The organism is Vibrio sp. PNB23_22_6 (assembly GCF_052877535.1).
The window spans coordinates 37,352-61,890 of record NZ_JBNFXP010000014.1; the positions used below are offsets into that span (position 1 = coordinate 37,352).

Genomic DNA, 24,539 nt, shown 5'->3' on the forward strand with positions numbered 1-24,539 from the left:
TACTCAGTTCATGGAGGTAAACATGGCACATTGGACAAGTCGGGCATTTAACAAAGTGCTTGAGCGCGTTATGCGCCAACGCATAGCTCGCTGCAACGATGTACATGAGATGCGAGAACTAATCACCAACATCGACCAGTATGGCGCGCTCATCAACGCCCCCAAACAAATCAAGCGTTCCCCGTGCCGTTGGGCTGATATTCCCTGTGAATGGGTTGACATGCCAGCATCCGATGGCAACATGTTGCTGCTCTATTTCCATGGCGGCGGCTTCTGTTTTGTCAGTCCGAATACCCACAGCAGCTTCATCGGTCGGGTGTGCCAGAAGATCTCTGCCCGCGGCCTGATGGTTGATTACCGTCTGGCGCCGGAGCATACGTATCCCGCTGCCCACGATGACTGCTACATGGTCTACCGCGCGCTGCTGAAAGAGGGCTACGACAGCCGCCAGATCGTCCTGATGGGCGATTCCGCTGGCGGCAACCTAGTACTCGGCACCTTGCTGCGAGTCCAGCAGGATAAGCTGCCACTACCCGCCGCTGCTGTGCTACTCTCGCCAGTGTCAGATATGGAGATGACAGGAAACAGCGCCTATGAAAAACGTAATGACGACCCGTTTTTCGATCTGCCCTCTCTACTGCTGATGCGCAATACCTATCTCAACGGTGCTCCGCCCCGGGATCCCTTGGTTTCTCCCATTTACGCCGACTACATGAAACTCCCTCCCACGCTGATCGTGGTGGGCTCTGAGGAGGTCCTGCTGGATGACTCAACTCGTCTGGCTGACAAACTGACTCAGGCCAAACACCCGATCGAGCTAATCGTGGGGAACGGTATGCCCCATGTTTATCCGTTATTTAGTCAGATCCGGGAAGCGGGAGAAGCGATTAACAGCATTGCCCAGTTTCTATGGCAACACGACGTGATAAAAGGCGAATATCCCGCTTCCAAAAAAGCACTCTAGTATCGGAGGCTCAGCGAACGGGAGTTCGACTCTCGATGATAATAATTTTGCCTAACCCATGAGTTGCTCAGCCCAGCGCTGATGCTGAACTAGTGCCGCCCCATGCTCAGGCGCGATGTAGGGAGAAACTAGAGTCAGCATGCGAATCACGCCTTTGCGCAGCAGTGCCGACTCGTTGAGGCCAGGATCCTGCAGAATCTGGTAATGCGCCCAGTGCAGACCAACCAACAACAGATTGTCAGCCAGAATAGCCTGCTCGGCTTGATCGACATGTAAAACGCCTAGACTGGCCAGACGCTCCAGCATGGTCATGATCAGTCCCTTCAATCGACGAACCAGGGCACGGATCCGCCGGCCAAGGGCCGGCGAATCACAATGCAGGTGATCCAGACTCCTGAAGATAAACTGGTAACGCAAGAAGTGCTCCATCAGGCGGTGCAAAAATGCCCAATAGTGCTCCAGGCTTTCAACCTCTCGTAAAAACGCCTGACTATCGTCGGCAAATAGCTGGTCACATTCGCTAACCAACACCGCGAGGATCTCGTCCTTGCCGCGAAAGTGGTAATATAGGTTACCAGGGCTGATCCCAAGCTCAGTTGCGATCTGTAGGCTGGAAATGGGCTCAACCCCATGCTGATTGAACAGACATCGACTTACCTCAAGGATCCTAGATTTGGTTTTCACGCGGCCTCCATGCACTAGTTATGTTAACGCGGGTATATACCTGGCTACGCGGCGCTGACTGCAACCTGCTGCTGAATATGTTCATATTCAGCCTCGGCCAGACGCTTGATATCCTTGGCAACAAAATCCCGCAGTGTGCTGCCAACAAACGGCAGCGACGATGATACCGAGATGGTGACGTGGTTTTCACAGCGCTGATTGTCATCAAAGGCGATCAGTCGCATTTCACCTTGCACCGTCACCGGCACGCCGACGATCTCCACCACCAGATCACAGGAGATGGTGTCGTCGTCCAACCAGTGCCACTGCTCCTGTTGGCGGATCTGATTCGAAGCGCCAAGCACCGCTTTCAGTACCGATGGCACCTGGGCCGGCACTTCGCGTTCGGTGCGAGTCCTAAACCCATCATCAGTTTCTACCAACTCCCGGACCCGGGTATATCGTGCTCCGAGCTTTGAATATTTCTCTTCGATCAGATCGGTTTCGCTAAAAAACCGGATCACCTCATCTAGGGGGGCCGCGTAGGCATGAACCAATTCGATTCGTTTCATTCCCACTCCTTGGTTGTCTATTTTCTGTCTACTGATTATCCTGCTGCTTAATCTAGCACAGGCTTACAGATGAATATCCCGGATAAAACTGGACAGGGCCTGGATCTCCCGCTGTATCTGCTGCTGATTTTCATGGGCAGCCTGAGCTTCGGGCAGATCCGGTCGGTACTTTTCATCCAGCTTGTCTGGGTACATATGAAAATAAGTGTTCATGATCAGCTCACCCAGTTTCGGGAATAGCCCGTGAACCAAGGCACCGAACATACCCAGCCGGGTAGCGACTCGCTTCGGCCGATCGATAACAGCTTTGGCAACCATCTCTGCTGCTTCTTCAGGGCTGAGGGTTGAGACCGACCGATAGGTTTCCACCGGTTCCAGCATCGGCGTGTCGACCAAGGGCATATGGATCGTCGTCATGTGCACGTTGTAGTCAATCAGCTCTGGAGCCGCACAGCGGGTAAAGCTTTCCAACGCAGCTTTAGACGCAGCATAAGCAGCAAAGCGTGGCGGATTGGTCAGCACTGAAATCGACGAAATATTGATAATGTGGCCACCGTTATTGGCGATCATGCCTGGCAGAAAACCGTTTATAAGCCTCAGTGCGCCGAAATAGTTTATCTGCATCAAGCGCTCATAATCGTGGAAACGGTTTAGCGAGTTGATCACAGGACGGCGGATCGAATGACCGGCGTTATTGATCAACACATCGACCTTACCGAACTGCTGTTCAACCAATTGTAGCATGACATCCACGGCTTCAAGGTCGGCAATGTCGCAATAATATGCCGCCGCATTGCCACCTAGCTCTTCGACTTCTCGAACCGTCTCCTGCAATCGTTCGGGGTTACGCGCCACCAGCAACATCTGTCCCCCTGCCTTCGCTAGCTTAAGGGCCACGGCTTTACCTATGCCTGATGAGGCGCCCGTGATCATCACCGTTTTACCCTTCAGCCGCGCTTTTAGACTACGCGCCAGATGCAGGTCAGGGTCCAGGTTTCGCTCCCAGTAATCCCAGATCGCTGGGGCGTAATCCTCAAGCCTTGGACAGCTAATGTCCGTACCTTCTAGGGCTCGTTGAGTATTACGGCAGTCAAACAGCGTTGGCGTGGTAAAGAACGAGGCCACCGCTGGCGGGATCCCGAACTCCTGACACAGGGATTGTCCCAGTCGCTTTAACAGAGGCTGATTGCCTAGCTCTTTACGTAGCGTCTCGGGCAGTAGTTCCAACAGACGCAGGTCAATCCGCATCGCCATCCGAGGCGCATGTCCTGCGCGGGCGAAGATATTCACTATCTCGCCGGCACGGAATGGCTCAGGATCGGTCAGATGAAAGCACTGGCCGTTCAACTCTGGCTTATGGGAAATATGATCCATGGCGTCGGTGACAAAATCGACCGGCACCAGATTCAGGCGCCCCCCTTCAAGCCCTAGCATAGGCATCCACTGCGGCAAGGAATCGCGCATTTTCTGAATTAACTTGAAGAAATAATAAGGCCCATCGATACGCATGGCCGCACCAGTTTTCGAGTCTCCGATCACCACCCCTGGCCGATAAATTCTCCATGGCAATGCGCTCTGTTCACGCACCAGCGCCTCGGAGGCCAGTTTACTGGTCAGGTAGCTATGACCCTCGGGATGAGCTTGATCGAACATATCTTCATGGAACCAGCCACGATACTGGCCAGCGACGGCAATTGAGCTGACATGGTGAAAACAGCCTGCACCCAGTTTTTCGGCTAGCTGAAGCGCATGACGGGTTCCGTCGATGTTGACTTTGTCGATAGTGTCACTGTCGGCTTCGAACGAATAAACCGCGGCAAGATGGAAGAAATGTGTCACTGAATTACTGAGTTGATCGATCCACTGGGGCGCGATTCCCAGCTTCGGTTGGGTTAAATCGCCTTGAACAAACACCAAGTGATCCGTTGGGAACCCAAACTGTTTTGCCGCATTCAGGATCTTAATCCGGCTATCGTCATTGCGAACCAAAAGGTAAAAGGTTCCTGGCCGTTTGGTCAGTCGTTGTAAGAGGTTTAAGCCAATAAATCCGCTGGCTCCGGTGATAAAGTAGTTCATATTCATTCCTTGAGCAGCCTCCGCAATATTTCTTTAACTCTGCCAATAACGCTTGGCAACATTATTTCTCTGTGCCATTTAAGTATAGCAAACTGGTACGACCACTTTGTGTTAACTAGGACACACAAACGCCAAAAAGCTGCACAAGTCTATGATATGTACCAAGCAATGCTGGACCAGATGAAATGATCAAGGAGCAGGTTGTTTTAAAAATATTGCCGGACAGTAACTTGCAAGAAAACCCGCTTCTGCCATCAACAGGGCACTCTTGAGAGCAGAACAAACCCGAGATTCGGACTTCACTGTGTCATCAAAGAAGACAGCCTTACGCCCCCTGATCAAAAGGGCTTTGGAAAGGGCGTGAAAAGGAAGTCTGGCCGGGTATAGCCGACCATATTACACTCGCGGTGGATAAGACCGCCCAGTTATTGAACTATTTGGCTAGCTCACGCTCAATCGCTCTCACCAGTTTCCGGGCATCGGGTTTGGTTGTCGACGAAAACCAGTCAACCAGTTGGCCGTCTTTATTCACTAGAAATTTGTGAAAGTTCCAGCGTGGTTTACCCAAGAAACCGACCTGTTGTCCGGCCCAGGTATAGAATGGGTGCTGATCTCTGCCTTTCACCTTTGTTTTTGCGGCTAGTGGGAACGTCACCCCGAAGTTAAATTCACAGAAACTATTGATACTGGCATTGGAGGCTTTTTCCTGACCACCAAAATCGTTGCACGGCACCCCGACGATCACTAACCCCTGATCACGATAGGTTTCCCACAAACTCTGCAATTGCTTGTACTGCGGGGTAAAACCGCACTCTGAGGCTGTATTGACCACCAGCACTACTCTGCCCTCGTAATCGGCTAGTGACAACGCATCACCAGCGATGGTATCGAAACTGAAATCGTGAGCATTGCCTTCGCGACTTTGCCAAGGAACAGTGACTAAAGCAGCGAAATATTGGATTTTACTAAACATCAAAAGTCCCTCTGGTTTAGAAAATGGGAGACCTGCTCTTACGCTGTGTGAATCATAACGTTCACATTGACTTGGTTTTAATCCCTTTAATATGTAAAGCTGAACAAATTGGAAAGGGCACCCTAAAACGGTTCGGGATCCGGTGGTGTTGCCTTGAGCTATACCTGTCAGTCAATCAGACATGTCTGTGCGATTTACGGCTGCAACCCGGCGAAGAATAAATTAGAGGCCCGATCCGGGGATCTGCATCTTCTCGATCAGGTGTTGGCCAAACGCTCGACAAGGTCGACGTATGCCTGTTTAGCCTTATCTGATTCCATGCCACGCAAGCGCTCCCACGCAGCATACTTGGCGCCGCCTTTAAAGTCGAACAGACCAGGCCGCCTGCCCTGTACATCGCCAGTGCAGCCTTGTTTGTAGTAGGCGTAGAGTGACAACAACGTTTCATCATCAGGCCGTTGCTTCAACGTTTTTACGGCTTCGGCTGCCGCTTCGAATTGGGAAGAGAGTTCACTCATAGTAAGGTCCTTTTTCTCGATAATTGAAGGTTACCGCCAAGCAGTGCTCCGACCAGTATACTGCAGTCATAAATGCTTACACAATAGCTCAAAAAGTGACCCAGACCAGAAACTAGGGAAAATCCCTTTCCGGTAGATTCCCGTTTTGATGTACAGGTAAACCAATTCGAAGGTTCAAATTATTCACAGTGCCTGCGTGTCTTTCTTTGATTTGCTCAACGATCTTCTCTGCCATCATGATGGTTGGGGCATTGGTATTTGCACCAACCAAGGTTGGCATGATAGAGGCGTCAATTACACGCAGTTGCTCGATACCATACACTCGGCCTTGATTATCGACTACCGCTTGCTCATCCTCTATTAACCCCATTTTACAAGTACCCACCGGGTGATACTGAGTATCGGCTCGGTTACGGATGTCTTGCTCAATCGCCTTATCATCATTAGGGTCAACAGGGTAGAAGTTGTCACCACGCACATCATCAAAGGCTGAGCTATTTAACATCTGATACTGCTTTTTCCACCCTTTGATCATTAACGGCATGTCATCAGGGTGACTGAAAAAGTTGGGATCAATCAATGGAGCCTCATATGGATCGCTACTTTGGATGGTAACTGTGCCACGACTCTTGGGTCTTAGCAGCGTCACATGGCAGCTAAACCCATGACTAGTATGAACCTTTCTTGCATGATCGTCAGCCACTCCCACCAAAAAGACAAACTCCAGGTCGGGTACATCTACCCCTTCTCCAGAGCGGAAAAAGCCAATCCCTTCAGCAATGTTACTACTCAGTTTGCCTTTGCGCTCCATCTTCCACTCGGGTAACGCCTCGCAGATATCGTTGAGCATTTGCAGTGAAATACCAAACGTCTCATGCTTGGCTGAGGTTTTATAGCTATGTATTAGGTCGATGTGGTCTTGTAAGTTCTTGCCTACACCTGAAAGCTGGTGTACCTGCTCAATGCCGTGTGGTTCTAGATCGGCCTTATCGCCAATACCAGAAAGCTGCAGAATCTGCGGAGACCCAAACGCACCTGCAGATAATATCACTTCATGTTTGCAATAGATGCGAAACACCTTGCCTTTTGAGCCATACTCCACACCCACCGCCCGCTTACCTTCTGTCAGCACTTTATGCGTGGTGGCTTTGGTCACAACAGTTAGATTAGGGCGATCAAGATTCGGGGTAAGGTAAGCTTTTGCTGCGCTACAACGCTCACCATTTAATTGGGTCACTTGGGTCCTCATGGCACCGAATTGCTCGGCGCCGTTCACATCTGGATTACGCGGAATGCCGACCTCTTCACAGGCATCAAGATAGCGATCAACCATCGGACTAGGTGAGCGCAGGTTAGCGACATTCAATGGTCCACCTTGACCATGAAACTCATCTTTCAACTCTTCATTGTTTTCCGCCTTTTTAAAGTAAGGCAAACACTCATCAAAGCTCCACCCTTCGTTACCTAAGCTTGCCCAAAGGTCATAATCGTACTTATGACCTCGAGCATACATCATCGCGTTAATTGAGCTTGAGCCACCTAAAGTTTTCCCTCTAGGCTGATACCCTTTACGGCCATTAAGACCCGGCTGTGGCACAGTTTCAAATGCCCAATTATTAATTTTAGTCGGCGTCATGACCACTATACCCACTGGTGTGTGGATAATGGCACTGTCATCTTTGCCACCTGCCTCCAGCAGACATACTGAGATAGTTTCATCCTCAGTAAGGCGTGAAGCCAGCACACAACCTGCTGAACCTCCACCAATAATAATGTAATCGTAACGTTCCATATTACCCTCCGATGTCATTTCGACTGTTAGCTTGCGCTTCAGAATCTTAACTGTCGCCGTTATTGGTAGGAATTCACGAATGAAAGAACGACGTAGTGACAGGAATAAGAGCACTGAAGCACCAAACAAGCATCATATCCATACGATTTCGCTAATTAGACCTATTACTTTAAATTGTAGTTAAAGCATTTCTTGGCAAACAAAAAAAATCCAACACCGTTAATTCATCGAAACAAAACCCTCCTAACGTCTGTCTCTTGATCAAAAGTCAGTGCTCAAGAGATATCGGGAGTTCATAGCCTTCAAAGATGGTTTGCAGTTTAAACCAACCTTCCCAAAGTGCTCTTATTGAGGCTAGATCTGTAGGCTAGTATCTTTCCTGCCGCCCAATGTTGTGAGACTCTTTTACGTCCAGTGAATCGCCACTGATGCTCGAAGCACCATATGCACCTTGAGTTCGCGGATATCAGACTGAGCTAAAGGTGCTTGATAAGGGAGAGGAATCACACATACTCAACGATCATGCGCATACGTTACTCATTGCTAAAGCTAGCCCAGTAACGTCGTTACTTTTACCCTACAAGGATACGAATAAACGAAGGGATAGTGGTTCGGCTCAATAATGACCGCAATGATCACTATACAATTCTACGTATGCCAAGTAACATGTGACGCAGTCACACTTTCTGTAAATTTGTTGCAGCGACCAAAAACCTACATAGATTCACTCTCATTTTGTTGGGGAAGAATTTTTGGGGGGATTTTGAGGAGAGCGATAAATTAGTTAAAATACAATTAGATAGAATTTATAGATGTTTCAAGATAACCCGCTATTAGCTCAGCTTAAGCAGCAAATCCAAGAAAACCTGCCTAAAAAAGAAGGTTCAGTCAAAGCGACAGATAAAGGCTTTGGCTTTCTGGAAGTGGACAGCAAAACCAGCTTCTTCATCCCACCTGCATACATGAAAAAGTGCATGCACGGTGACAAAGTGGTCGCTATCATCCGTACGGAAAAAGACCGTGAAGTTGCAGAACCACAAGAACTGCTAGAACAGTCTGTTACTCGCTTTATCGGCCGAGTAAAAATGTTCAAAGGCAAACTTAATGTCACTCCAGATCATCCGCAGCTGAAAAAACTATCCCTAAAAGCAAAGCTAAAGAAAGGCCTAAAGCCGGATAACTTCGCTGAAGGTGATTGGGTTGTCGCTCACCTAATCCGTCATCCGCTAAAAGATGATAACGGTTTCTTCGTTGAAATTTCAGAAAAGATTACTGACGCGAACGACAAGATTGCACCATGGTGGGTGACACTTGCACAAAATGACCTACCAAATTCTGAGCCAGCAGGCATTGAGAACTGGGAACTAAAAGACGACGCTGACCTAGAGCGCGTTGACATGACTCATGTTCCTTTTGTCACTATCGATGGTGAATCAACCAAAGATATGGACGATGCACTATACGCGAAGAAGACCGAATCTGGTGATTTCGAGCTAACGATCGCTATCGCCGATCCGACTGCATACATCACCCCTGAAGATGAGATGGATAAAGTAGCGCGTGAACGCGGTTACACTATCTACCTGCCAGGTCGTAACATACCAATGCTACCTCGCGATCTTGCTGATAACCTATGTTCATTGATTGAGGGTGAGATTCGCCCAGCTATCTGCTGCACCGTAACGGTTAGCAAAGACGGTATAATTGGCGACGATATCAAATTCTTCGCGGCAAACATCAAATCACACTCGCGTCTTGCATACAACAACGTTTCAGATTGGCTGGAGAGTGGCCATTGTGATGCATGGCAACCAAGTGAAGAAATCGCGGTGATTGTTCGTGATCTATACGATTTCTCTCTTGCTCGTGCAGATTGGCGTGAGAAAAACGCGGTTGTGTTCCCAGATCGCCCAGACTACCGTTTCGAACTTAGCGAAGATAACGACGTTGTTGCTATTCATGCAGACATGCGTCGTTGTGCAAACCGCCTCGTTGAAGAATCGATGATCACAGCAAACATCTGTGCCGGACGCACCCTTCGTGACAACTTCGAAACTGGCGTGTTTAACACTCATGCAGGCATTAAAGCGGAAAAACTTGAAGAAGTTGTAGAGCTAGTGACTCAATCAGGTGCAACGCAATTCACCGTTGAATCGATCTCTACATTAGAGGGTTTTGCGGCATTGCGTCGTTGGTTAGGTGAGCAAGAAACTGCCTATCTAGATAACCGCATTCGTAAATTCCAAACGTACAGTGAAGTTGAAAATCAACCTCTGCCTCACTACGCTATGGGCTTAGATATTTACGCAACGTGGACTTCACCTATTCGTAAGTACGGCGATATGATCAACCACCGTATGCTTAAAGCGGTCATTCTTGGCAAAGATCCAATTCAAACACCGGATGACCAAGTTGGTGAAGAGCTTGCTATACATCGCAAACACCACAAAATTGCCGAACGAAACGTGTCTGATTGGCTATACGCTCGCACATTAGCCGAGGAGCCTACAAAGCAAACTTGTTTCACAGGTGAGATTTTTGATATTAATCGAGCAGGCGCACGTGTTCGACTTCTCGAAAATGGCGCTGCAGCCTTTATTCCGGGTAGTCTGATCCTTGATAATAAAGAAAGGATCGAGTGCAACGGCGACAACGGCACCATCTCTATTGATAAAGAGGTGGTATACAAACTGGGTGACACATTGGAAATCGTTTTGGCTGACGTAAACCAAGAGAACCGCAGTTTAGTGGCCAAGCCGACCCGGGTATTTGCTGATGTAGCAGCAACACAAACAGAAGAACCTGTTAGTGAATAATACCGATTAAGGTGAAGGCGCTCATATGAGCGCCTTTTTTATAATCAAAAATAAGAATAACTATGCTGAACATTGAGATCATTCACTTTAATCACTTCACGGCACGAAAAAGTGAGCGCTATTCCGCTACTAACCACGGCTTATATATTGTTGAAGAAGGTTCACTAACCATCAATCAACCAAGTGGAGAACAATTCGAACTCACTACTGGCGACTTTATTTTATACAACTCTTCAGATTTAAAAGATGCTTACGCCAAACCAGGTCCTTTTCGTGCAATCGCCTTGGTGTTTGATATTCATCTATTTACTCAATTTAAAACCGCTCATCCAAGCATCCAGATAAAAGCAGATGAACGTCGTTTTTATGCCTTTTCAGCTCAATCAAACAAGCGCATTAGTAAACTCAAGGACACGTTAATCGAACTCGCTGACCAACAAGCGTCACAGTATGCACAAGCACATATTGCAATGGCATTGCTCTCGTTAATGGCAGAGATTCAGCCTAAGATTCTCTCAATTATTGATGACGCCAGCACTCTAACCACCTCTCAAAAAGCGATTAAGTACATTGAAGACAATATTGAAAAAGATATTACGTTAGAAACTCTAGCAACCCATATGAGCATGTCTATCGCGACACTAAAACGTAGACTCGCAGCAGAGAACCTTTCCTTTTCACATATTTTAAAAGTGAAGCGTATTAACCATGCTGCAACCCAACTGCGTACGTCCAAAAATTCGATTACTCAAATTGCTTTTGAGTCGGGGTTTAAGAGTGCGGCCCATTTTAGTACCGCGTTCAAATCCATCTATAGCATGACCCCTAAAGCGTTTCGCGGCCAAATCATGAAATAGGTTAGTTATCTGCCCAAAAGTAAGCTTGAGGATCGCTTTCCAATTCCCTTATAAGTACCTCAAGCGAGTGGCTGTAAGGTAAGTGTGGGTATGGTGTCCAGTGAAGTTCTTCACCTTGATATTGGGGGACGTAAAAACACCACCCCTGAGCATTTACATTAAAGGTAATTTTCGCTATTGGTGACGTGTAGTCGATATGTTGAGAATCTAACAAAAAATGGGCAAGATATAGCTCTACACCGTTCTCTACGGGTTCGTATAAGCATTTTCCTAACTCTACGGGCAAATTTACATTTCGCTTAGAACATAGAGACTCAATCAACTTGTACAGACGGCTTGTCGCCATTTGAGATACGGACATGAGTTTACTCCCCATTCATTGTTCTTAGTATACACCCAAGTGCCTTGGCGCGGCAGAATTACCCAAAGAGACACTTCCCCACCACTCCTTAGATTAACATGTCCAAAATTGCTGAAATAGCGACCAAGTCACCGCTTTACCTACTGACCATATGACAATCGAACTCCCCCATGCCCTGCTATCGTTTTGATAATCAACCACCTCGTTCAGTTATTCGAGCGCATTCACAAAAATGTAACTTCAACGAAATATGATGATCGCTGCTATCTACCGTAAGTGGAGTTCATTATGTTACGTCTTTCTATGGCGACGTTATTCGCCATGGTACTCTCTCTTCCTTCTGCAATGGCAAAAGAAGTGAGCATCTCAGGTTCTACTTCTGTTGCTCGTGTAATGGATGTGCTGGCTGAAAAATATAATAAAACGCACCCTAATGATTACATCGCCGTACAGGGCATTGGTTCAAGTGCAGGCATCACAATGGTGAACAAAGGTGTAGTAGAACTTGGCATGAGTTCACGTTATTTAACTGAGAGTGAAAAAGGAGAAGACTTAAATGTATTCCTTATTGCTTTCGACGGTCTTGCCGTTGTTGTTAACCGTACCAACTCTGTTGACAATCTTTCTGAACAACAACTGTTTGACATATATAAGGGTAAAGTGAATAACTGGAAACAAGTCGGCGGCACTGACCAACCGATCGCGGTCGTTACGCGTGAAGGATCATCTGGGTCACGTTATAGCTTTGAAAGCCTGCTAGGATTGACCAAAATCGTAAACGACCGTTTGGTCTCTGACATCAATCCGAACAGCCTCGTCGTAAACAGTAACAGCATGGTGAAAACCATTGTGAATCACAACCCTCATGCCATTGGCTTTATCTCGGTCGGTTCCATAGATCGTTCTGTGAAAGCAATTCAGTTCGAAGGTATTGCCCCAACACCAAACAATATCGCCGCTCACAAATATAAGTTGGCTCGTCCCTTTTTGATCCTCTACAAAGTTGACGGCCTAGACAAAGTAGGCAAAAACTTTATGAGATTCCTGAAGTCTAAAGAAGGCCAAAAAGCGATTGCTGATTACGGCTACACGCCTGTAAAAAACTTTGAGCAATAAAAAATGCATAAAAAAGAGAGCCAAATTCGGCTCTCTTTTTTGTTTGAATCTTGCTTTTCGAAAGGTTTAACTATTAGAAATGCAACTGAATCACAGATACCACTACCGCACCAGGGCGGCGAACGCCTTCGATTTCTACTTTAATTTCACGCTCGATCTCTAAGCCCTTTTTGATCGGCGTAATCTTGGTCAGTGTACTTGATGCTCGGACATTGTTGCCCGCTTTGACTGGGTACGGGAAACGGACTTGGTTCAAACCTAGATTAACAACAAGCTTTGCTGTCGGAAACAGTGGTTTATCTGGATCAACAGAATCTGTCAATTTTGGCAATAGTGCTAGCGTTAAGAAGCCATGTGCAATTGTCGTTTTAAATGGGGATTCTGTAGAAGCTCGCTCCGGATCAGTATGAATCCATTGCATATCTTCAGTAACTGTGCCAAATTGATTAATACGTTCTTGAGAAACACTTACCCAGTCACCAACGTGAATCACCTCGCCCACTTTATCGCTCAACTCATCAAAAAGCACTTGAGCTTCTGGTTTTAGTACGATTGGCTCAGGTTGCGGAATAACTTCTTCGTTCACTGCTGGCTGTTGGTGATCTCGAACCTTTGAAAATAAGAAGCTACTTTGTGCCTTACCCAAAAAGTCACTCCAGTAATCGCGTAGCGTTGGAGACATCCAATTCATAAACTCTGATTGATGTGTAGAGATCGCACCAACTTTGTCTTTAAATAGATTTGTGACCTTCATAAGACCCCTTAGATAAACTCGCACAACTGGCTATACCAGTGAATTTTGAATGAGTTCACACTATGTTGCAAATACTTTCGGGCGTACAGCTGTATCCCCAAAGCTTTTAGTTTCTTTATTTTCAATATGATTTCAATAAAACGCCATTTTATTAAACATGCGCGATATAAAGTATAAATTCTACCATATTGCGTATTTTGCTTGTTAGCTTACGTAGTTTTATCACTTCCACCCCTTTAAAATGCACATAAAACAAGCAAACGAAACTTTTTGTACAAATCAGTACTTTACAACGTCCCAAACACCCCCTATCATACGCCACGCAACGGAGAGATGGCTGAGTGGTTGAAAGCACCGGTCTTGAAAACCGGCGTACGTTAATAGCGTACCTAGGGTTCAAATCCCTATCTCTCCGCCACTATTCATAGAGATAAGCCGCTGATTTTAAGCGGCTTTTTTCTTTTCTGGCCCACTCGAATTGCTCACTGAGTCAATGAGGTGAGTCAATGTATTTATATAAAAACCGCTACAGCGTCTACTACGGCCGTATCTGTTCTCCCAAGCGTTTAGTCGCTCTCGGATTTCCTTTTGATTTTAAATTCAGCCTTGAAACCAAAGATCGAAATATCGCGGTTCGTCGCTGTCACCCCATCGTGAGTGCGATACTTCATTCCCTAGATAATTTCCAACCAGATAGGGAAAATGTTAGGGAAGCTCGCACAAAAATCACCTCGTTAATCCAATCACTCAAACAGCAATTTTGCAGCGCAGGTATTCAGCCCTGTACCATCACGGGTGAACCTTCTTCACCAAAACCTCGAACAACCAAAAATGCCGACAACAAATGGCAAAAAGCATTCATTGCAAGTAAAGAGAAAACGCAGATCTCACGCCTCAGCATTCATCAACTTGATCAGCGCACCAGAGACTTTCTTAGTTACCTGAAAAAGCGCAAACTAACGCTCTATTCGATAACCGGTTCTGATCTCGTTGAGTTCTCGCACCACTTACAAGCGCGAAACCAAAGCGCAAAGACCAAAAAAGACTACTGGCAAGCTGCCAAGCAGTTTGTTAATTGGCTGGTCATGACCGAGCATCTCCCTAAAAATCCGTTTAGCGGCGTCACTACTCATTTTCGTTCACAGAAACTGGCCGATCAACAACGTCCTAAATGGTCGCCAAAGCAGCTTAAATCCCTACTTTTAAGTTCACATTTCCAGCAAGCTTCTCCCTCTTTTCGATGGACTTCTTTACTGCTTATCCATATGGGTCTTCGCCCCTCAGAGGCTTGTCAGCTTCGTATCAGCGACGTTTGCTGTGAAAATGCAACACTGACGATCACTGATCGTCATTCCCAACAAAAAGTGAAAAATAAACACGCACTGCGAACTCTCCCTATCCATGACGCTTTAATTAACATGGGATTCTTTGACTATATCAATGCTAGAAAGACCGCTCGTAAAGCGACATTGTTTGATTGGGAACCTACCGGGCAAGACCATGATTGGTCGAAAGGTTTTCGGGTTCAATTTGGTCGTGTACAGAGCGCAATCGGCATGCCAGCAAGCGCGCGTCCAACCGCCTATGGTTTTAGACACACATTCATTGATGCGTTAAAGCAGCTTAATGTCGCTGAGCATGAAGTAGCAGAAATCGTAGGGCATCACCACGCTGGCATGACGTACGGTCGATACGGGAAACGCTTGTCCATGCCAAGACTAAGGGAAATCATGGCGCTATTTGATATTGATAAGTTGCCTGTGCACTGACTTGAATAAGATGTTGCGCCACAAAAATGTCGCAACATATTTTTGGGGTTTTTGCTTTTGCCATTTCCCACTCCACAAGCCTGGCCGTTGCCAGTGCAGATTGGAGAATGACGATGTCAACGTTGTTAAAAAAATACCAAGCATTACTCAATAAAAAGTACCTCGCTACCCGAAAAGAATCGACCGCTAAAAGTTACATCTGCTGCTTAAAAAAAGTGTGCGACGCTATCGAAGAGCATTATGACTTTATCCGCTTAACACACTCTGATCTATTGGAATTGGTGGTGAATTGGCAGTTCGACGGGCTTGCCCACTCGACCATTAACAATCGCCTTACTCAACTCAGAGAACTATGCCAAGTTGCATACAATGATAAGAAGACCAAGTGGAAAGCTAATCCCTGCGATGACCTTAAGTGCCTGCCACGCGACCAGATGTTTGAAAAGCTGCTTTTTACCAAAGAAGAGATGCAACAACTGGAAAACACATCCACACTGCAACACTCCGCTAAGCGCATGGCGTTTTTTGTTTATCATACTGGGATCCGCATGGAAGAAGCCGTGGTGTTGTCTTGGCAAGATGTTGACTGGGAGAAAGGGACGCTCTCTATCCGTCGTGCTCGGGCTATGGATTACTGTCACACACCCAAAACCCATCAATCCAGTCGAACCATCGCACTCAGCAAGAAAGCATTGACGCTATTGAAAGACCAATGGGCGGTCTCGGGAGATGCGCCCCAACAAACGGTGCCGATGAGAGGTTCCAGTATCAAGTCGAAGACCGTCGTTGAGATCGCTCCGATCTTCATTGACGACTTAACAGGCAAGATGTTTAAAAACAGCAAAGATTACGCTCAGCGCTTTTTTACTGCATTTCTTAAACAAGCAAAGGTTAAACATCGTGGGCCGTCTGTATTGCGCCATACTTATGCCTCGCATGCGCTCTCAAGTGGCGTCAACATCGCTTTCATCGCCAAAACGTTAGGGCATGTCGATACAAAAACCACAGAAGCACATTACGCTAAGTACATTCAAAGCTATCAAGATGATGATGTTGCGATGCTTGATGCCGCCCTCTCTTTGACGCCATCGTCGCCTAGCAAGAAAACATCCTTTTTAAGTAAAGTTTGGCATGGCAGTCAGAAGTTCAAAGCCCGCATCGGCGCGTTTTTCTCCTCATCTTCTAACCTCAATGCCTTGCAACATAATAGGCCGGATCATACTGCCTCTGACATGCAATCAACACAACACGCTTAAACGCATCCACAATGCGCCCCATCTCCGGGCCGGATAAATTTGCTCAGCGAGGGGTAAGCTCTCACGCGCTGAGAAGCGCAGAGAGTCGAGCTTACCCTCACTTCTCAAATTTCGAACGCGCAAGCGCCCTCGCTAGGTGAAACTCCGTTTTACCTAGCGAGGGCTTACCACCAAAAGATATCAAGCCATTCGCGCACAGACTCTTTTGCATACCCTTTGTGGTTTCCACAAGCAAAAAACCGAACTCTGTTTCCTGCCTCTTTTGTTGTCCTACTTCCTGCATCGTTAATCGAAAAGACCTCACCGTCGATAAGGAACGAATGGTATCAGCACCTAACTGTTGAAATAGGTCGTTTGCTTGTACGCAACAAGCGCCGGTAGTGGAAAACAGTCAGTCCCCAGCCCGAAGCTGAAACAGGCGAATAGGCATTCAGTTGTCGCTGCCCTCACAAAAGAGGGTTGTATGTTCTTACAGCGGAGGCGTGATGAAAGATTTTGATGCAGAAAACGAAACAAAAAAACTGAAAGAAAGGACAAAAATAATGAGAAAGAAACCCTACAAAAACCGTGAATCTCGGTTAGATAAATACACCTTTGAATTGCTTGAACTGAGCCGTGCTGGCGCCTCCATCGCAGAATTACAGCGATGGCTCAGACACGAGTGTCGCATCAAAGTGGCTTACTCGACCGTTTATCGTTGGGTACAGAAACATGGCTAAGTTTTCAAAGCGCGTTGATGCGAAAAGCGTAGCCAAAAAGCAAGCTGCAAATGTCATGAAGCAATTGCAACATCGCCATTTATCCAGCGTTGGCACAGTACGAAATTACGAAGAGCGACTGACTCAAGTGGCGAAATACGTCAATTCTGTTTTTCACTGTGGGCTGAGAGCGCTCACAGTCGAACAAGCGCATCAGTACCTGACTGACCGAGCCGTCCAAGTGGGCCAAAAAACGCTCGATATGGAACGGCAAGCCATTCAGGCTATGCTCCACCATGTCACCATGCAGTTGCCGGTTTCAAAAGGGCTCTGCGTCATCCAATCAGAGAAGCAACAACTGGCGTCTTCACGCGCCTACACGTACGAACAAATCCAACTCATTGCTGCGGCTCAAAATGACAAAAACGCACTAGCAACATACATCAGTTATTATTCTGGTATCCGCGCGCACGAGCTCTATACACTCCGCCCTATCGACGAACGAACGCCTGACGACAGACCAGCGTTGCCCGAAAAATTTAAAGGCCGCCACGGTAAGTTGTATACGGTTCACGGTAAAGGCGGATTAGTCAGAGTGGTATTGCTCCCCAAAAAGCTGGCGAAACGGTTAGAAGCTCGTCGACTAACAACACCTAAAACTGTCGTCGACAGAGGCATCAATTATCAGTCTTACTACGACATTAATGGCGGAAATCGATGGTCGAGTTCTTTTTCAGCCGCGTCTAAACGTACGCTCAATTGGAGTGCAGGAGGCCACGGGATGAGACACACTTACGCGCAAGAACGTATGGCGGAGCTGCAACAAATGATGCCTTTTGATAAAGCGCTTGCGGTCGTATCTCAAGAACTCGGACACTTTCGACCGGAAATAACGCTCATTTATCTGCGATAAACCGAGCAATGAAAAGTATACAGGGCGGCTTAGCTGAAGCCTTGTATAAGTGATGAGTGTTCTGAAGCACATAAGGCAAGGGATAGAGCCCGATGAGGTTTGTATGAGGGTTAGACGAACAGACAAGAAGCAAGGGAGCCATCGCTCCCTTATTCATCTAGAGCCCTTTAGGCCATTTTTCGTCGTAGCAAGTAAGCGCCCATCAAAAGCAAGCTGAATAGCCCTGTACTGCCGCCACCTGAGCCGCCACCAGAACTGCTTCCTGTTGAACTCGTGTCGCTAGAGTCACTGTCCGTAGAATCATCCGAGTTCTCGTTAGAAGAGTCATCTGAGCCCTCGTTGGTGGAATCATCCGAACCTGAGCCAGAAGAATCACCTGCTAAAGCAAGCGCCGTTACAGACAGAGACTGCTCTGAACTGACTGGCAACGCAATCGCATAACCCTCAGTGAGACCCAGTTGATCAACGTCAACGTCGAGCGTGACATTACAATGCGCCAGCGAGGTCAACGTCGCTGGGCAATCAGTGGTCACATTCAGACCCGGCTCAAACTCACCAGACACCAAAGACAGCGCTTTGTCGCCTGAGCTTACGTTCTGCACCGTAAACTGATAGGTACTCACCCCAGAAGCCTTCGCCACAAACTGCGTTGGCAACACCAAACGGTCAATGGCTTTGGTGATCCATCCCCAATAGGGACCAAAGGCCGTCACATTAACTGAGGAAAACAAAGTTTCACCATTAGGCCCAGCTTCAAACGCACCACCACGAACTACACCCAACACTGTATTGTCACCAATGACGACTGGTGTACCACTGTCACCCGGAGCAGCCGATCCCATATCATCACTGACCGAGGTGTACGTTTCTGCGTAAAGCGGCTCCAAATAACAATTAAGCATCGCTGCAACCGATGGGTCACATTCAACACGGATCCATGACCACAACCACTCAGGCGTCGAACGCGGATTATCCGTCTCCATGAATACCTGCGTATTGACGTGCTCAAGGCGCATGCGCACCTCTTGCATCTTGGGTGTCAACGTTCCGCCATTGACGGCATCAGAACCCCAACCACGAAACATGACTTCCGTGCCAATCTCATAGTATTGCTCGCTCGCATCCCCCGTCACCGCCAGTACAGGCGCGGCAGAAAAGTCCACTTTGCCACCTAACGTTACAATGACCATGTCAGGCGCAAGATATCGCAAAAAACGAGAATGATCTTGCGTGGCGCAATCGGCCATAAACGCCGATTCGTCTCGCCATTTCGACCACTCATTCACCACTTCCTTAAACGCATCAAATGGACCGCCCTCATGACGCCCGTAATAGACTTCATACTTGTAGTATGAAGATTCACAGATGTCTTCCACCTCTGAGAGCACTTTGGCGCTCATCACAGGCAGATTTGGGTAGTAACCGGTAGGATTTGTCGAATCCACCCCTTGACTCACCGTAATGGTGTAGCTGGTGGCTGCATCAATATCCGGCAAGCAATGCTTGGCCGTCATGATCACATTGTTATCCAACATGGTACCACCACAGATCAGGTTACCCCTACCTTCTTCCTGCGTGTCAATCTCAAGGCGGACAAAGAAGTCCTTGTAATCTACTTCTTTTACCGTTCCCTCTGAGCCTGCAATCATTGGCGCGATTGCCGGGGCATTTGCGTAAACTTGGCTAATAGCTGATGCGAGTAACACTCCCGTCATCAACGAATACTTTTTCATTTTTCGCCTCTCCTTGTGCTTGTTGTTTCACTTCCTATCAATCATCCATTAAATCAATGCTTTTTGTATCTTTAATTGTCGGTAAGCATACTTTAGTGAGTAAAGTTCTCAAGGCTTGAGCCCCAAAAATTATGCAATTAATTTAGTATAACTTGTTACGCAGTAAGTTTTATAAAAAAGAGTGAGTTGGTCACTTGGTGAGTTATCTATGCCCACTCATTAAATAAAATCTTTGAAAGAGGTTGGCTGAGTCCATTTTCAATATTCACAAAACGCCAATATGAAGACTAAATCTCATTTGAAGTTGCAAAATTCCCTAGATAATCTAACATCAATCCAGTTCGTCAATTTATGAGCTTTTTGACGGGCAAGAAAATCAAAAGCATATAAATATCAGCGCATTAGAGGAAGATAAATTGATTTGTCTTGGGTTCAAATCCCTATCTCTCCGCCACTTATCCTTAGAAAAAAGCCTTTGATTATCAAAGGCTTTTTTCGCATCTGAAGCATAGAAAAGTCACCTAACACAGTAGGTGATACATATGTATTTGATAAAACTGGCTTCTGGCGTGTACTACACACGTATTGCCACCCCTGTTTTTCTACAAAACTCCCATGACTATCCAAAGGAAGTTCGCTTCTCTTTGCTTACCAAAACGCGCCGTGAAGCGATTAAATGTAACACTCGGTTAGCCAGTGCTATCTGTTCTCTCTTCGACAGAGCACTAAATGGCATGCTCAACGCCTTGGTCATTTTCTTGCTCACTTTTCATCATCGCGAACGTTCAATTACGATCTGATTGCATTTATTAGATTCCACTCTATTTTGTGAGATCCAAGTCATATAAAAATGACACACTTCCGACTATACCCTTTAGGAACCTCTACAACAAAAGGGATAAATATGGATAGGACCACCATACTTGTATATGACACATTGATGGATCTCACTAAGACCGCGCCAGATGAACACGCTAAAATTCGTCAGAACCTATACGATCAACTTAACTTGCCATTTAACAAGCAACTGACGTTATACGCACAAGTTCTGGCCCCAGCGAGCTCAGGAAAACTTGAAGACAGTAGCGATATTGATAACGCGCTAAGCATTGCAATGAGAGTAATTGAAACACCTGAGCATTAAGTCATTCATCATTTTCGCTTTGCTGTCGCATGATTTAAGCGTTCATTAGCCACATCTCTAAAATCAATATAAGAGTCCATGATGGCTTCATTGACTCTTATCTTATCAAAGCAAAAGCTCGCTTAATCCGTATCGCATTGTGACCCTGTCTGCCATATGCGCCAGTTCCCGATATAAATGATTCTCCGCCGTGTTTACTTAAGTAAGTTAGGAAGCAAAGAATAAGTTGCCCATCAGACAAACATAAGCCCTTACTGCGACAAATGTACCGATAATTTGTCCCTGTCGTTTGCGATGTAAAAAAGCCCGCTAATGAGTCGGCGGGCTTTTTCATTTCTGAGCGACTTAAAAAATCACTGAGTTACTTCTTCATAAGATAACTAGCAACAGCTTGATACGCTGGCAATGACGTTGGATCTATCTTTGAGTTTGCGGCCGAAGGAAAAGATGAGAATCGTACAATAACCATTTCAGCGGTCGGATCGACGTATATTGTCTGCCCATGAACACCACGAGCAGCGAAAGCACCATGCTCGTTGTGCATAACCCACCACATACTGCGATAACTGCCGCCTTCAAGTGTTTTGTACCCAGCCTTTGCAAACGCTTTTTTATCTCCACCGGCCTGTATGTTTGTTACCACCTTTTTGGGGAACAGCTGTTGGCCATTGATTTCTCCACCGTTCAACATCAATAGACCAATTCGTCCTAGGTCACGTAGACCAGCACTAAGACCACCACCCGCGAAAGGAACACCCTTGGCATCCACCGTCATGTACCCATCTTGCTCTGCACCCATTTTTAACCAGATCCGCTCTGACAGTAAGGTCGCCATATCCTTTCCAGTGACTTTGGATATGATCCAACCTAAAGTGTCCGAATTAACGGTTTTGTAGCCGAAAGCCTCACCATGACTAATAGTGTCCTTTTTAACCGTTTTCAGATACTCAAAGTAACCGTTAGGGCCATCATAATCTTTTGCTTTTGGCAACGGGCTCGCAGCCTTTGAATAAACCCAGATATCTGCGTTTGGATCAGCATAGTCCTCACTGTACTTGAGCGAAGTAGTCATATCCATGACTTGCCTTACCGTGGCACTAGCAAACGCACTCCCTTTGAGGTCTGGGACAATCGTCTCGACTTTCGCATTAGGATCCAATTTTCCTTCGACAACAAGAATTTCAGCAAGCAGACCAGTGAGGGACTTGGTCATCGACATCGCGGCGTGCTTTCCCATATCGTTAAGACAGCCAGAATAGGTCTCGTATACAATCTTACCCTTGTGAAGAATGAGCATACCATCAGTATAATTAGCCGATAACGAATCTTTCCAACTCATTGTTTTTTCGCTACCTAATGGTTTGAACTTCACCTCATCGATAGCGCTATCCAGAGCATAGGTCATTGGAACCGGCGCGCCTATTCCGCGACTGACTTCTTTCGTCGGCATCAATTCACGAATATGACAAACAGTCCAACGCATCTTTGGAAAACTGAAAAAGTCTGACTCTGGCTGCATAATGAGCTTATCATCAGGGACTGGAAATCCCTGCATCCAACCAAGCTTGACAGGGTTGGATTCGCTAGCGCTCAGAACAGGCGCCCCCTCCCCACTCGCTGAGATGAATGGGGAAAAAGTAGCGGCCAATGCTGCGAGGGTGGTCGCAGCTTTAGTAGTTGAAGACGACATTAATGAATCCTCCTTTCCAATTTGGGGCATATCCTCCTGCGGCACTTTTTATGCCCTCACCAGGAATTGAGATGCTTAATCCTGCGGTTAGATAAATGTTAGGGGTGACAATACGATTGTATTCAATAAAAAAATCATCCGATAGGTGCGCATTTGTAACGCCAGATACCACGGTTGATAGCCCATCAGAAAAATCTAACCTGGTGGCTTGTCCAAACTGTAACGGACTTCGAAGTACAGCCGCACGTACATGTGCATAACGCAATGTAACAGTATCTCGCATTGTTGGCATGATTCTAAAGCTCAGGTTATGTGACATTACGTTCGAGTTGATAAACACCATTGCGGACTTTGAACCTGTAGCCCAAGTGCTTGGTGAGCCATCGTAATAAAGTGGGTCGAAGCGTTCAATACGAGTGGTGTTTGGGTCATCACCCGAGAAGATCTGATAAGAGTAGCCTAAAGTAGGTTGCCACGAGTCGTCCGATAACGTGTATTCGGACTTGATACGCCCCCCCCAAGCACGAAGGTCAATGCGGTCGTTCCACTCATAGGCGAGGTCTAGCGCTAAACTTAAGTTGCTCAACGCACCGTCGAAACCATCCATTTTCCCATAGAAATTAAGCGCGTTCAGTTTAGCGCGCGCGTTAGGAATAATTATGGGAGCTCCGTTGCCGCCTGGTGCAGCCTTGGGATAAGCCGCGTCAGATTTAAGAACATGAATATAGCTAAGTCCAGCATACTCACCTTGTTCTCCATCCCAACGCAAGTCTAACCCATTGAGTAAGTTTTTAGTGTCATTGGAAGGTAGTTCATTTGGAGCCATGTAGAAGGCCGTTGTTGTGATGCCTCTTCCGGTCAACTTTGCAATAGCGGCTTTTTCCCATGCTTCTCGCGGACCGAACTTCAATGCGCCACGCTCAAAACCATCGGAGCCACCATTGGCTATCAACATTCCCGTCCCAAGTTTGAGTATTCTAGGCCCAAGCGAAACCTCTAAATTCCAATCACTAGAAAAGTTGGTCCGATAACCGAGGTAGAGCTCCTCTGGAGTGACTTTACCTGTGTTGCTTGCATCGAACGCGTCCGTTCCTGCGGTATAAGACCCGACTGCCGAGATCTTTCCGAACCAAGCGGATTCTGATGCGAAACGTCGCTCAAAACTGATGCCGGGCTCAGTATAAACTTCTAACCATTTTTCGTTTGCATTGTATTCCGTGTTTCCAGTTGCCAACTCTGCAAGGTCCCAAAAGAGGTTACGCTCAGCCACTGCGTTCACACCAAATTGAAAGTGCCCACGAACAGTCAACTGTTTAGTGTCAACAAACAACATGGGATCTGACACTGTCGATTCCGTTGCTATCGCAGGCGGACTGAGTAGTATTTCTGTCGCCATCACAAAGAATAAAAGTGGCTGACATACTATTTTGCTCTTACGAAATACAGAGGCATTACGCCAGAAACTTGCGCTATAGGGGTATTGATTATCGAGCATCCAGTGCATTCATTTTCCTTACAAAACAATAATTTGAATTAAGTGAAAAACGATATACCTATGACCTGAAGCGGTTGACTAAATTCTATAAATGGCTCATACGAAAACTATCATGTCCTTTCTTCCATTAGCCCTTACCTCTCAGTATCATATCTAGCGAGTATGAGAAGTCGGTTTACATCCCTTTTTTATCTTACATCTCAAGTAATAGCACAAGAATGATTTATAAGGCAAAGTTATAGCTTATCAGTTAGCCTTACATCAGCGCATTTCGCCCTACCTTAATTACGCTTAAAAAGCGTCCGTGATAACTTTATGGCTTTTTCTTATTGACGCGTTGTGACGTACATTCCGACAAAGCCCAAGAATGCCCTTGTTA

Annotated in this window: 21 protein-coding genes and 1 tRNA gene; 11 read left to right on the forward strand and 11 right to left on the reverse strand. The window is 46.6% G+C overall.

Features of this window, described 5'->3' with window-relative positions:
- The first annotated feature begins 22 nt into the window (after positions 1 to 22).
- Entirely contained in the window at positions 23 to 964 is a 942-nt protein-coding gene (locus tag ACVA54_RS12305; RefSeq protein WP_119463952.1) for an alpha/beta hydrolase, read from the forward strand.
- A gap of 51 nt (positions 965 to 1,015) precedes the next feature.
- Here the strand turns inward: ACVA54_RS12305 and ACVA54_RS12310 are convergent, their stop codons facing one another.
- The 6 genes from ACVA54_RS12310 to ACVA54_RS12335 form a co-directional block, all read right to left on the reverse strand.
- The gene (locus tag ACVA54_RS12310; protein WP_172438181.1) at positions 1,016 to 1,648 is read right to left on the reverse strand and encodes a TetR/AcrR family transcriptional regulator; all 633 of its coding nucleotides are present in this window, start codon (positions 1,646 to 1,648) and stop codon (positions 1,016 to 1,018) included.
- 44 nt (positions 1,649 to 1,692) lie between these two features.
- A complete protein-coding gene (locus ACVA54_RS12315; RefSeq protein WP_099080759.1) occupies positions 1,693 to 2,199 on the reverse strand; it encodes a DUF2505 domain-containing protein in 507 nt (168 codons plus the stop codon).
- Between the two features lie 63 nt (positions 2,200 to 2,262).
- Entirely contained in the window at positions 2,263 to 4,275 is a 2,013-nt protein-coding gene (locus ACVA54_RS12320) for an SDR family oxidoreductase (RefSeq protein WP_099080758.1), read from the reverse strand.
- A 433-nt stretch (positions 4,276 to 4,708) separates the two neighbouring features.
- Positions 4,709 to 5,248, reverse strand: coding sequence for a glutathione peroxidase (locus tag ACVA54_RS12325; protein ID WP_099080757.1), 540 nt, complete (start codon positions 5,246 to 5,248; stop codon positions 4,709 to 4,711).
- Positions 5,249 to 5,505: 257 nt separating this feature from the next.
- A complete protein-coding gene (locus tag ACVA54_RS12330) occupies positions 5,506 to 5,766 on the reverse strand; it encodes an acyl-CoA-binding protein (RefSeq protein WP_099080756.1) in 261 nt (86 codons plus the stop codon).
- A 112-nt stretch (positions 5,767 to 5,878) separates the two neighbouring features.
- Positions 5,879 to 7,558, reverse strand: a complete 1,680-nt coding sequence (locus tag ACVA54_RS12335) for a GMC family oxidoreductase (protein WP_099080795.1) — start codon at positions 7,556 to 7,558, stop codon at positions 5,879 to 5,881.
- 812 nt (positions 7,559 to 8,370) lie between these two features.
- Here ACVA54_RS12335 and rnb point away from each other — a divergent pair.
- Positions 8,371 to 10,374, forward strand: coding sequence for an exoribonuclease II (gene rnb, locus ACVA54_RS12340; protein WP_446580255.1), 2,004 nt, complete (start codon positions 8,371 to 8,373; stop codon positions 10,372 to 10,374).
- Between the two features lie 62 nt (positions 10,375 to 10,436).
- Positions 10,437 to 11,231, forward strand: a complete 795-nt coding sequence (locus ACVA54_RS12345; protein ID WP_446617650.1) for a helix-turn-helix transcriptional regulator — start codon at positions 10,437 to 10,439, stop codon at positions 11,229 to 11,231.
- A gap of 1 nt (position 11,232) precedes the next feature.
- Here ACVA54_RS12345 and ACVA54_RS12350 read toward each other — a convergent pair whose 3' ends face one another.
- The gene (locus tag ACVA54_RS12350) at positions 11,233 to 11,592 is read right to left on the reverse strand and encodes a DUF3024 domain-containing protein (RefSeq protein ID WP_099080794.1); all 360 of its coding nucleotides are present in this window, start codon (positions 11,590 to 11,592) and stop codon (positions 11,233 to 11,235) included.
- A 288-nt stretch (positions 11,593 to 11,880) separates the two neighbouring features.
- Here ACVA54_RS12350 and ACVA54_RS12355 point away from each other — a divergent pair, with 288 nt between their 5' ends.
- The gene (locus ACVA54_RS12355) at positions 11,881 to 12,708 is read left to right on the forward strand and encodes a phosphate ABC transporter substrate-binding protein (RefSeq protein ID WP_446649645.1); all 828 of its coding nucleotides are present in this window, start codon (positions 11,881 to 11,883) and stop codon (positions 12,706 to 12,708) included.
- Positions 12,709 to 12,781: 73 nt separating this feature from the next.
- Here the strand turns inward: ACVA54_RS12355 and ACVA54_RS12360 are convergent, their stop codons facing one another.
- The gene (locus ACVA54_RS12360) at positions 12,782 to 13,462 is read right to left on the reverse strand and encodes a MaoC family dehydratase (protein ID WP_099080702.1); all 681 of its coding nucleotides are present in this window, start codon (positions 13,460 to 13,462) and stop codon (positions 12,782 to 12,784) included.
- A gap of 327 nt (positions 13,463 to 13,789) precedes the next feature.
- Between ACVA54_RS12360 and ACVA54_RS12365 the strand changes: the two genes are divergently transcribed.
- From ACVA54_RS12365 to ACVA54_RS12385, 5 genes are all read left to right on the forward strand, one after another.
- Positions 13,790 to 13,880 (forward strand) — tRNA-Ser (locus ACVA54_RS12365).
- Positions 13,881 to 13,968: 88 nt separating this feature from the next.
- Positions 13,969 to 15,231: a tyrosine-type recombinase/integrase gene (locus ACVA54_RS12370; protein ID WP_446649646.1), complete on the forward strand. Its 1,263-nt coding sequence runs from the start codon at positions 13,969 to 13,971 to the stop codon at positions 15,229 to 15,231.
- Between the two features lie 113 nt (positions 15,232 to 15,344).
- A complete protein-coding gene (locus ACVA54_RS12375) occupies positions 15,345 to 16,487 on the forward strand; it encodes a tyrosine-type recombinase/integrase (RefSeq protein WP_446649647.1) in 1,143 nt (380 codons plus the stop codon).
- A 542-nt stretch (positions 16,488 to 17,029) separates the two neighbouring features.
- Entirely contained in the window at positions 17,030 to 17,206 is a 177-nt protein-coding gene (locus ACVA54_RS12380; protein WP_446649648.1) for a hypothetical protein, read from the forward strand.
- Positions 17,199 to 18,098 (forward strand): site-specific integrase, encoded by a 900-nt coding sequence (locus tag ACVA54_RS12385; protein ID WP_446649649.1) that lies wholly within the window; start codon positions 17,199 to 17,201, stop codon positions 18,096 to 18,098. The genes ACVA54_RS12380 and ACVA54_RS12385 overlap by 8 nt, the downstream gene beginning before the upstream one ends.
- A 167-nt stretch (positions 18,099 to 18,265) precedes the next feature.
- Here ACVA54_RS12385 and ACVA54_RS12390 read toward each other — a convergent pair whose 3' ends face one another.
- Positions 18,266 to 19,831 carry a trypsin-like serine protease gene (locus tag ACVA54_RS12390; RefSeq protein WP_446649650.1) on the reverse strand — a complete coding sequence of 522 codons (1,566 nt, stop codon included), beginning with the start codon at positions 19,829 to 19,831 and terminating at the stop codon, positions 18,266 to 18,268.
- 542 nt (positions 19,832 to 20,373) lie between these two features.
- Between ACVA54_RS12390 and ACVA54_RS12395 the strand changes: the two genes are divergently transcribed.
- Both ACVA54_RS12395 and ACVA54_RS12400 read left to right on the forward strand, forming a co-directional pair.
- Positions 20,374 to 20,631 carry a DUF6538 domain-containing protein gene (locus ACVA54_RS12395; RefSeq protein WP_446649651.1) on the forward strand — a complete coding sequence of 86 codons (258 nt, stop codon included), beginning with the start codon at positions 20,374 to 20,376 and terminating at the stop codon, positions 20,629 to 20,631.
- A gap of 104 nt (positions 20,632 to 20,735) precedes the next feature.
- A complete protein-coding gene (locus tag ACVA54_RS12400; protein ID WP_099080687.1) occupies positions 20,736 to 20,975 on the forward strand; it encodes a PAS factor family protein in 240 nt (79 codons plus the stop codon).
- A gap of 361 nt (positions 20,976 to 21,336) precedes the next feature.
- Here the strand turns inward: ACVA54_RS12400 and ACVA54_RS12405 are convergent, their stop codons facing one another.
- Complete coding sequence (locus ACVA54_RS12405; protein ID WP_099080686.1) at positions 21,337 to 22,665, reverse strand: serine hydrolase domain-containing protein; 1,329 nt, start codon at positions 22,663 to 22,665, stop codon at positions 21,337 to 21,339.
- A complete protein-coding gene (locus ACVA54_RS12410) occupies positions 22,646 to 24,169 on the reverse strand; it encodes a hypothetical protein (RefSeq protein ID WP_446644537.1) in 1,524 nt (507 codons plus the stop codon). Before ACVA54_RS12410 ends, ACVA54_RS12405 begins: the two co-directional genes overlap by 20 nt.
- Positions 24,170 to 24,539 lie beyond the last annotated feature (370 nt).

Coding starts and splice junctions, on each gene's coding strand:
- ACVA54_RS12305 (WP_119463952.1), top strand. CDS start 23: ATGGCACATTGGACAAGTCGGGCATTTAACAAAGTGCTTGAGCGCGTT.
- ACVA54_RS12315 (WP_099080759.1), bottom strand. CDS start 2,199: ATGAAACGAATCGAATTGGTTCATGCCTACGCGGCCCCCCTAGATGAG.
- ACVA54_RS12320 (WP_099080758.1), bottom strand. CDS start 4,275: ATGAACTACTTTATCACCGGAGCCAGCGGATTTATTGGCTTAAACCTC.
- ACVA54_RS12325 (WP_099080757.1), bottom strand. CDS start 5,248: ATGTTTAGTAAAATCCAATATTTCGCTGCTTTAGTCACTGTTCCTTGG.
- ACVA54_RS12330 (WP_099080756.1), bottom strand. CDS start 5,766: ATGAGTGAACTCTCTTCCCAATTCGAAGCGGCAGCCGAAGCCGTAAAA.
- ACVA54_RS12335 (WP_099080795.1), bottom strand. CDS start 7,558: ATGGAACGTTACGATTACATTATTATTGGTGGAGGTTCAGCAGGTTGT.
- rnb (WP_446580255.1), top strand. CDS start 8,371: ATGTTTCAAGATAACCCGCTATTAGCTCAGCTTAAGCAGCAAATCCAA.
- ACVA54_RS12345 (WP_446617650.1), top strand. CDS start 10,437: ATGCTGAACATTGAGATCATTCACTTTAATCACTTCACGGCACGAAAA.
- ACVA54_RS12350 (WP_099080794.1), bottom strand. CDS start 11,592: ATGTCCGTATCTCAAATGGCGACAAGCCGTCTGTACAAGTTGATTGAG.
- ACVA54_RS12355 (WP_446649645.1), top strand. CDS start 11,881: ATGTTACGTCTTTCTATGGCGACGTTATTCGCCATGGTACTCTCTCTT.
- ACVA54_RS12360 (WP_099080702.1), bottom strand. CDS start 13,462: ATGAAGGTCACAAATCTATTTAAAGACAAAGTTGGTGCGATCTCTACA.
- ACVA54_RS12370 (WP_446649646.1), top strand. CDS start 13,969: ATGTATTTATATAAAAACCGCTACAGCGTCTACTACGGCCGTATCTGT.
- ACVA54_RS12375 (WP_446649647.1), top strand. CDS start 15,345: ATGTCAACGTTGTTAAAAAAATACCAAGCATTACTCAATAAAAAGTAC.
- ACVA54_RS12380 (WP_446649648.1), top strand. CDS start 17,030: ATGAGAAAGAAACCCTACAAAAACCGTGAATCTCGGTTAGATAAATAC.
- ACVA54_RS12385 (WP_446649649.1), top strand. CDS start 17,199: ATGGCTAAGTTTTCAAAGCGCGTTGATGCGAAAAGCGTAGCCAAAAAG.
- ACVA54_RS12390 (WP_446649650.1), bottom strand. CDS start 19,831: ATGAAAAAGTATTCGTTGATGACGGGAGTGTTACTCGCATCAGCTATT.
- ACVA54_RS12395 (WP_446649651.1), top strand. CDS start 20,374: ATGTATTTGATAAAACTGGCTTCTGGCGTGTACTACACACGTATTGCC.
- ACVA54_RS12400 (WP_099080687.1), top strand. CDS start 20,736: ATGGATAGGACCACCATACTTGTATATGACACATTGATGGATCTCACT.
- ACVA54_RS12405 (WP_099080686.1), bottom strand. CDS start 22,665: ATGTCGTCTTCAACTACTAAAGCTGCGACCACCCTCGCAGCATTGGCC.
- ACVA54_RS12410 (WP_446644537.1), bottom strand. CDS start 24,169: ATGCACTGGATGCTCGATAATCAATACCCCTATAGCGCAAGTTTCTGG.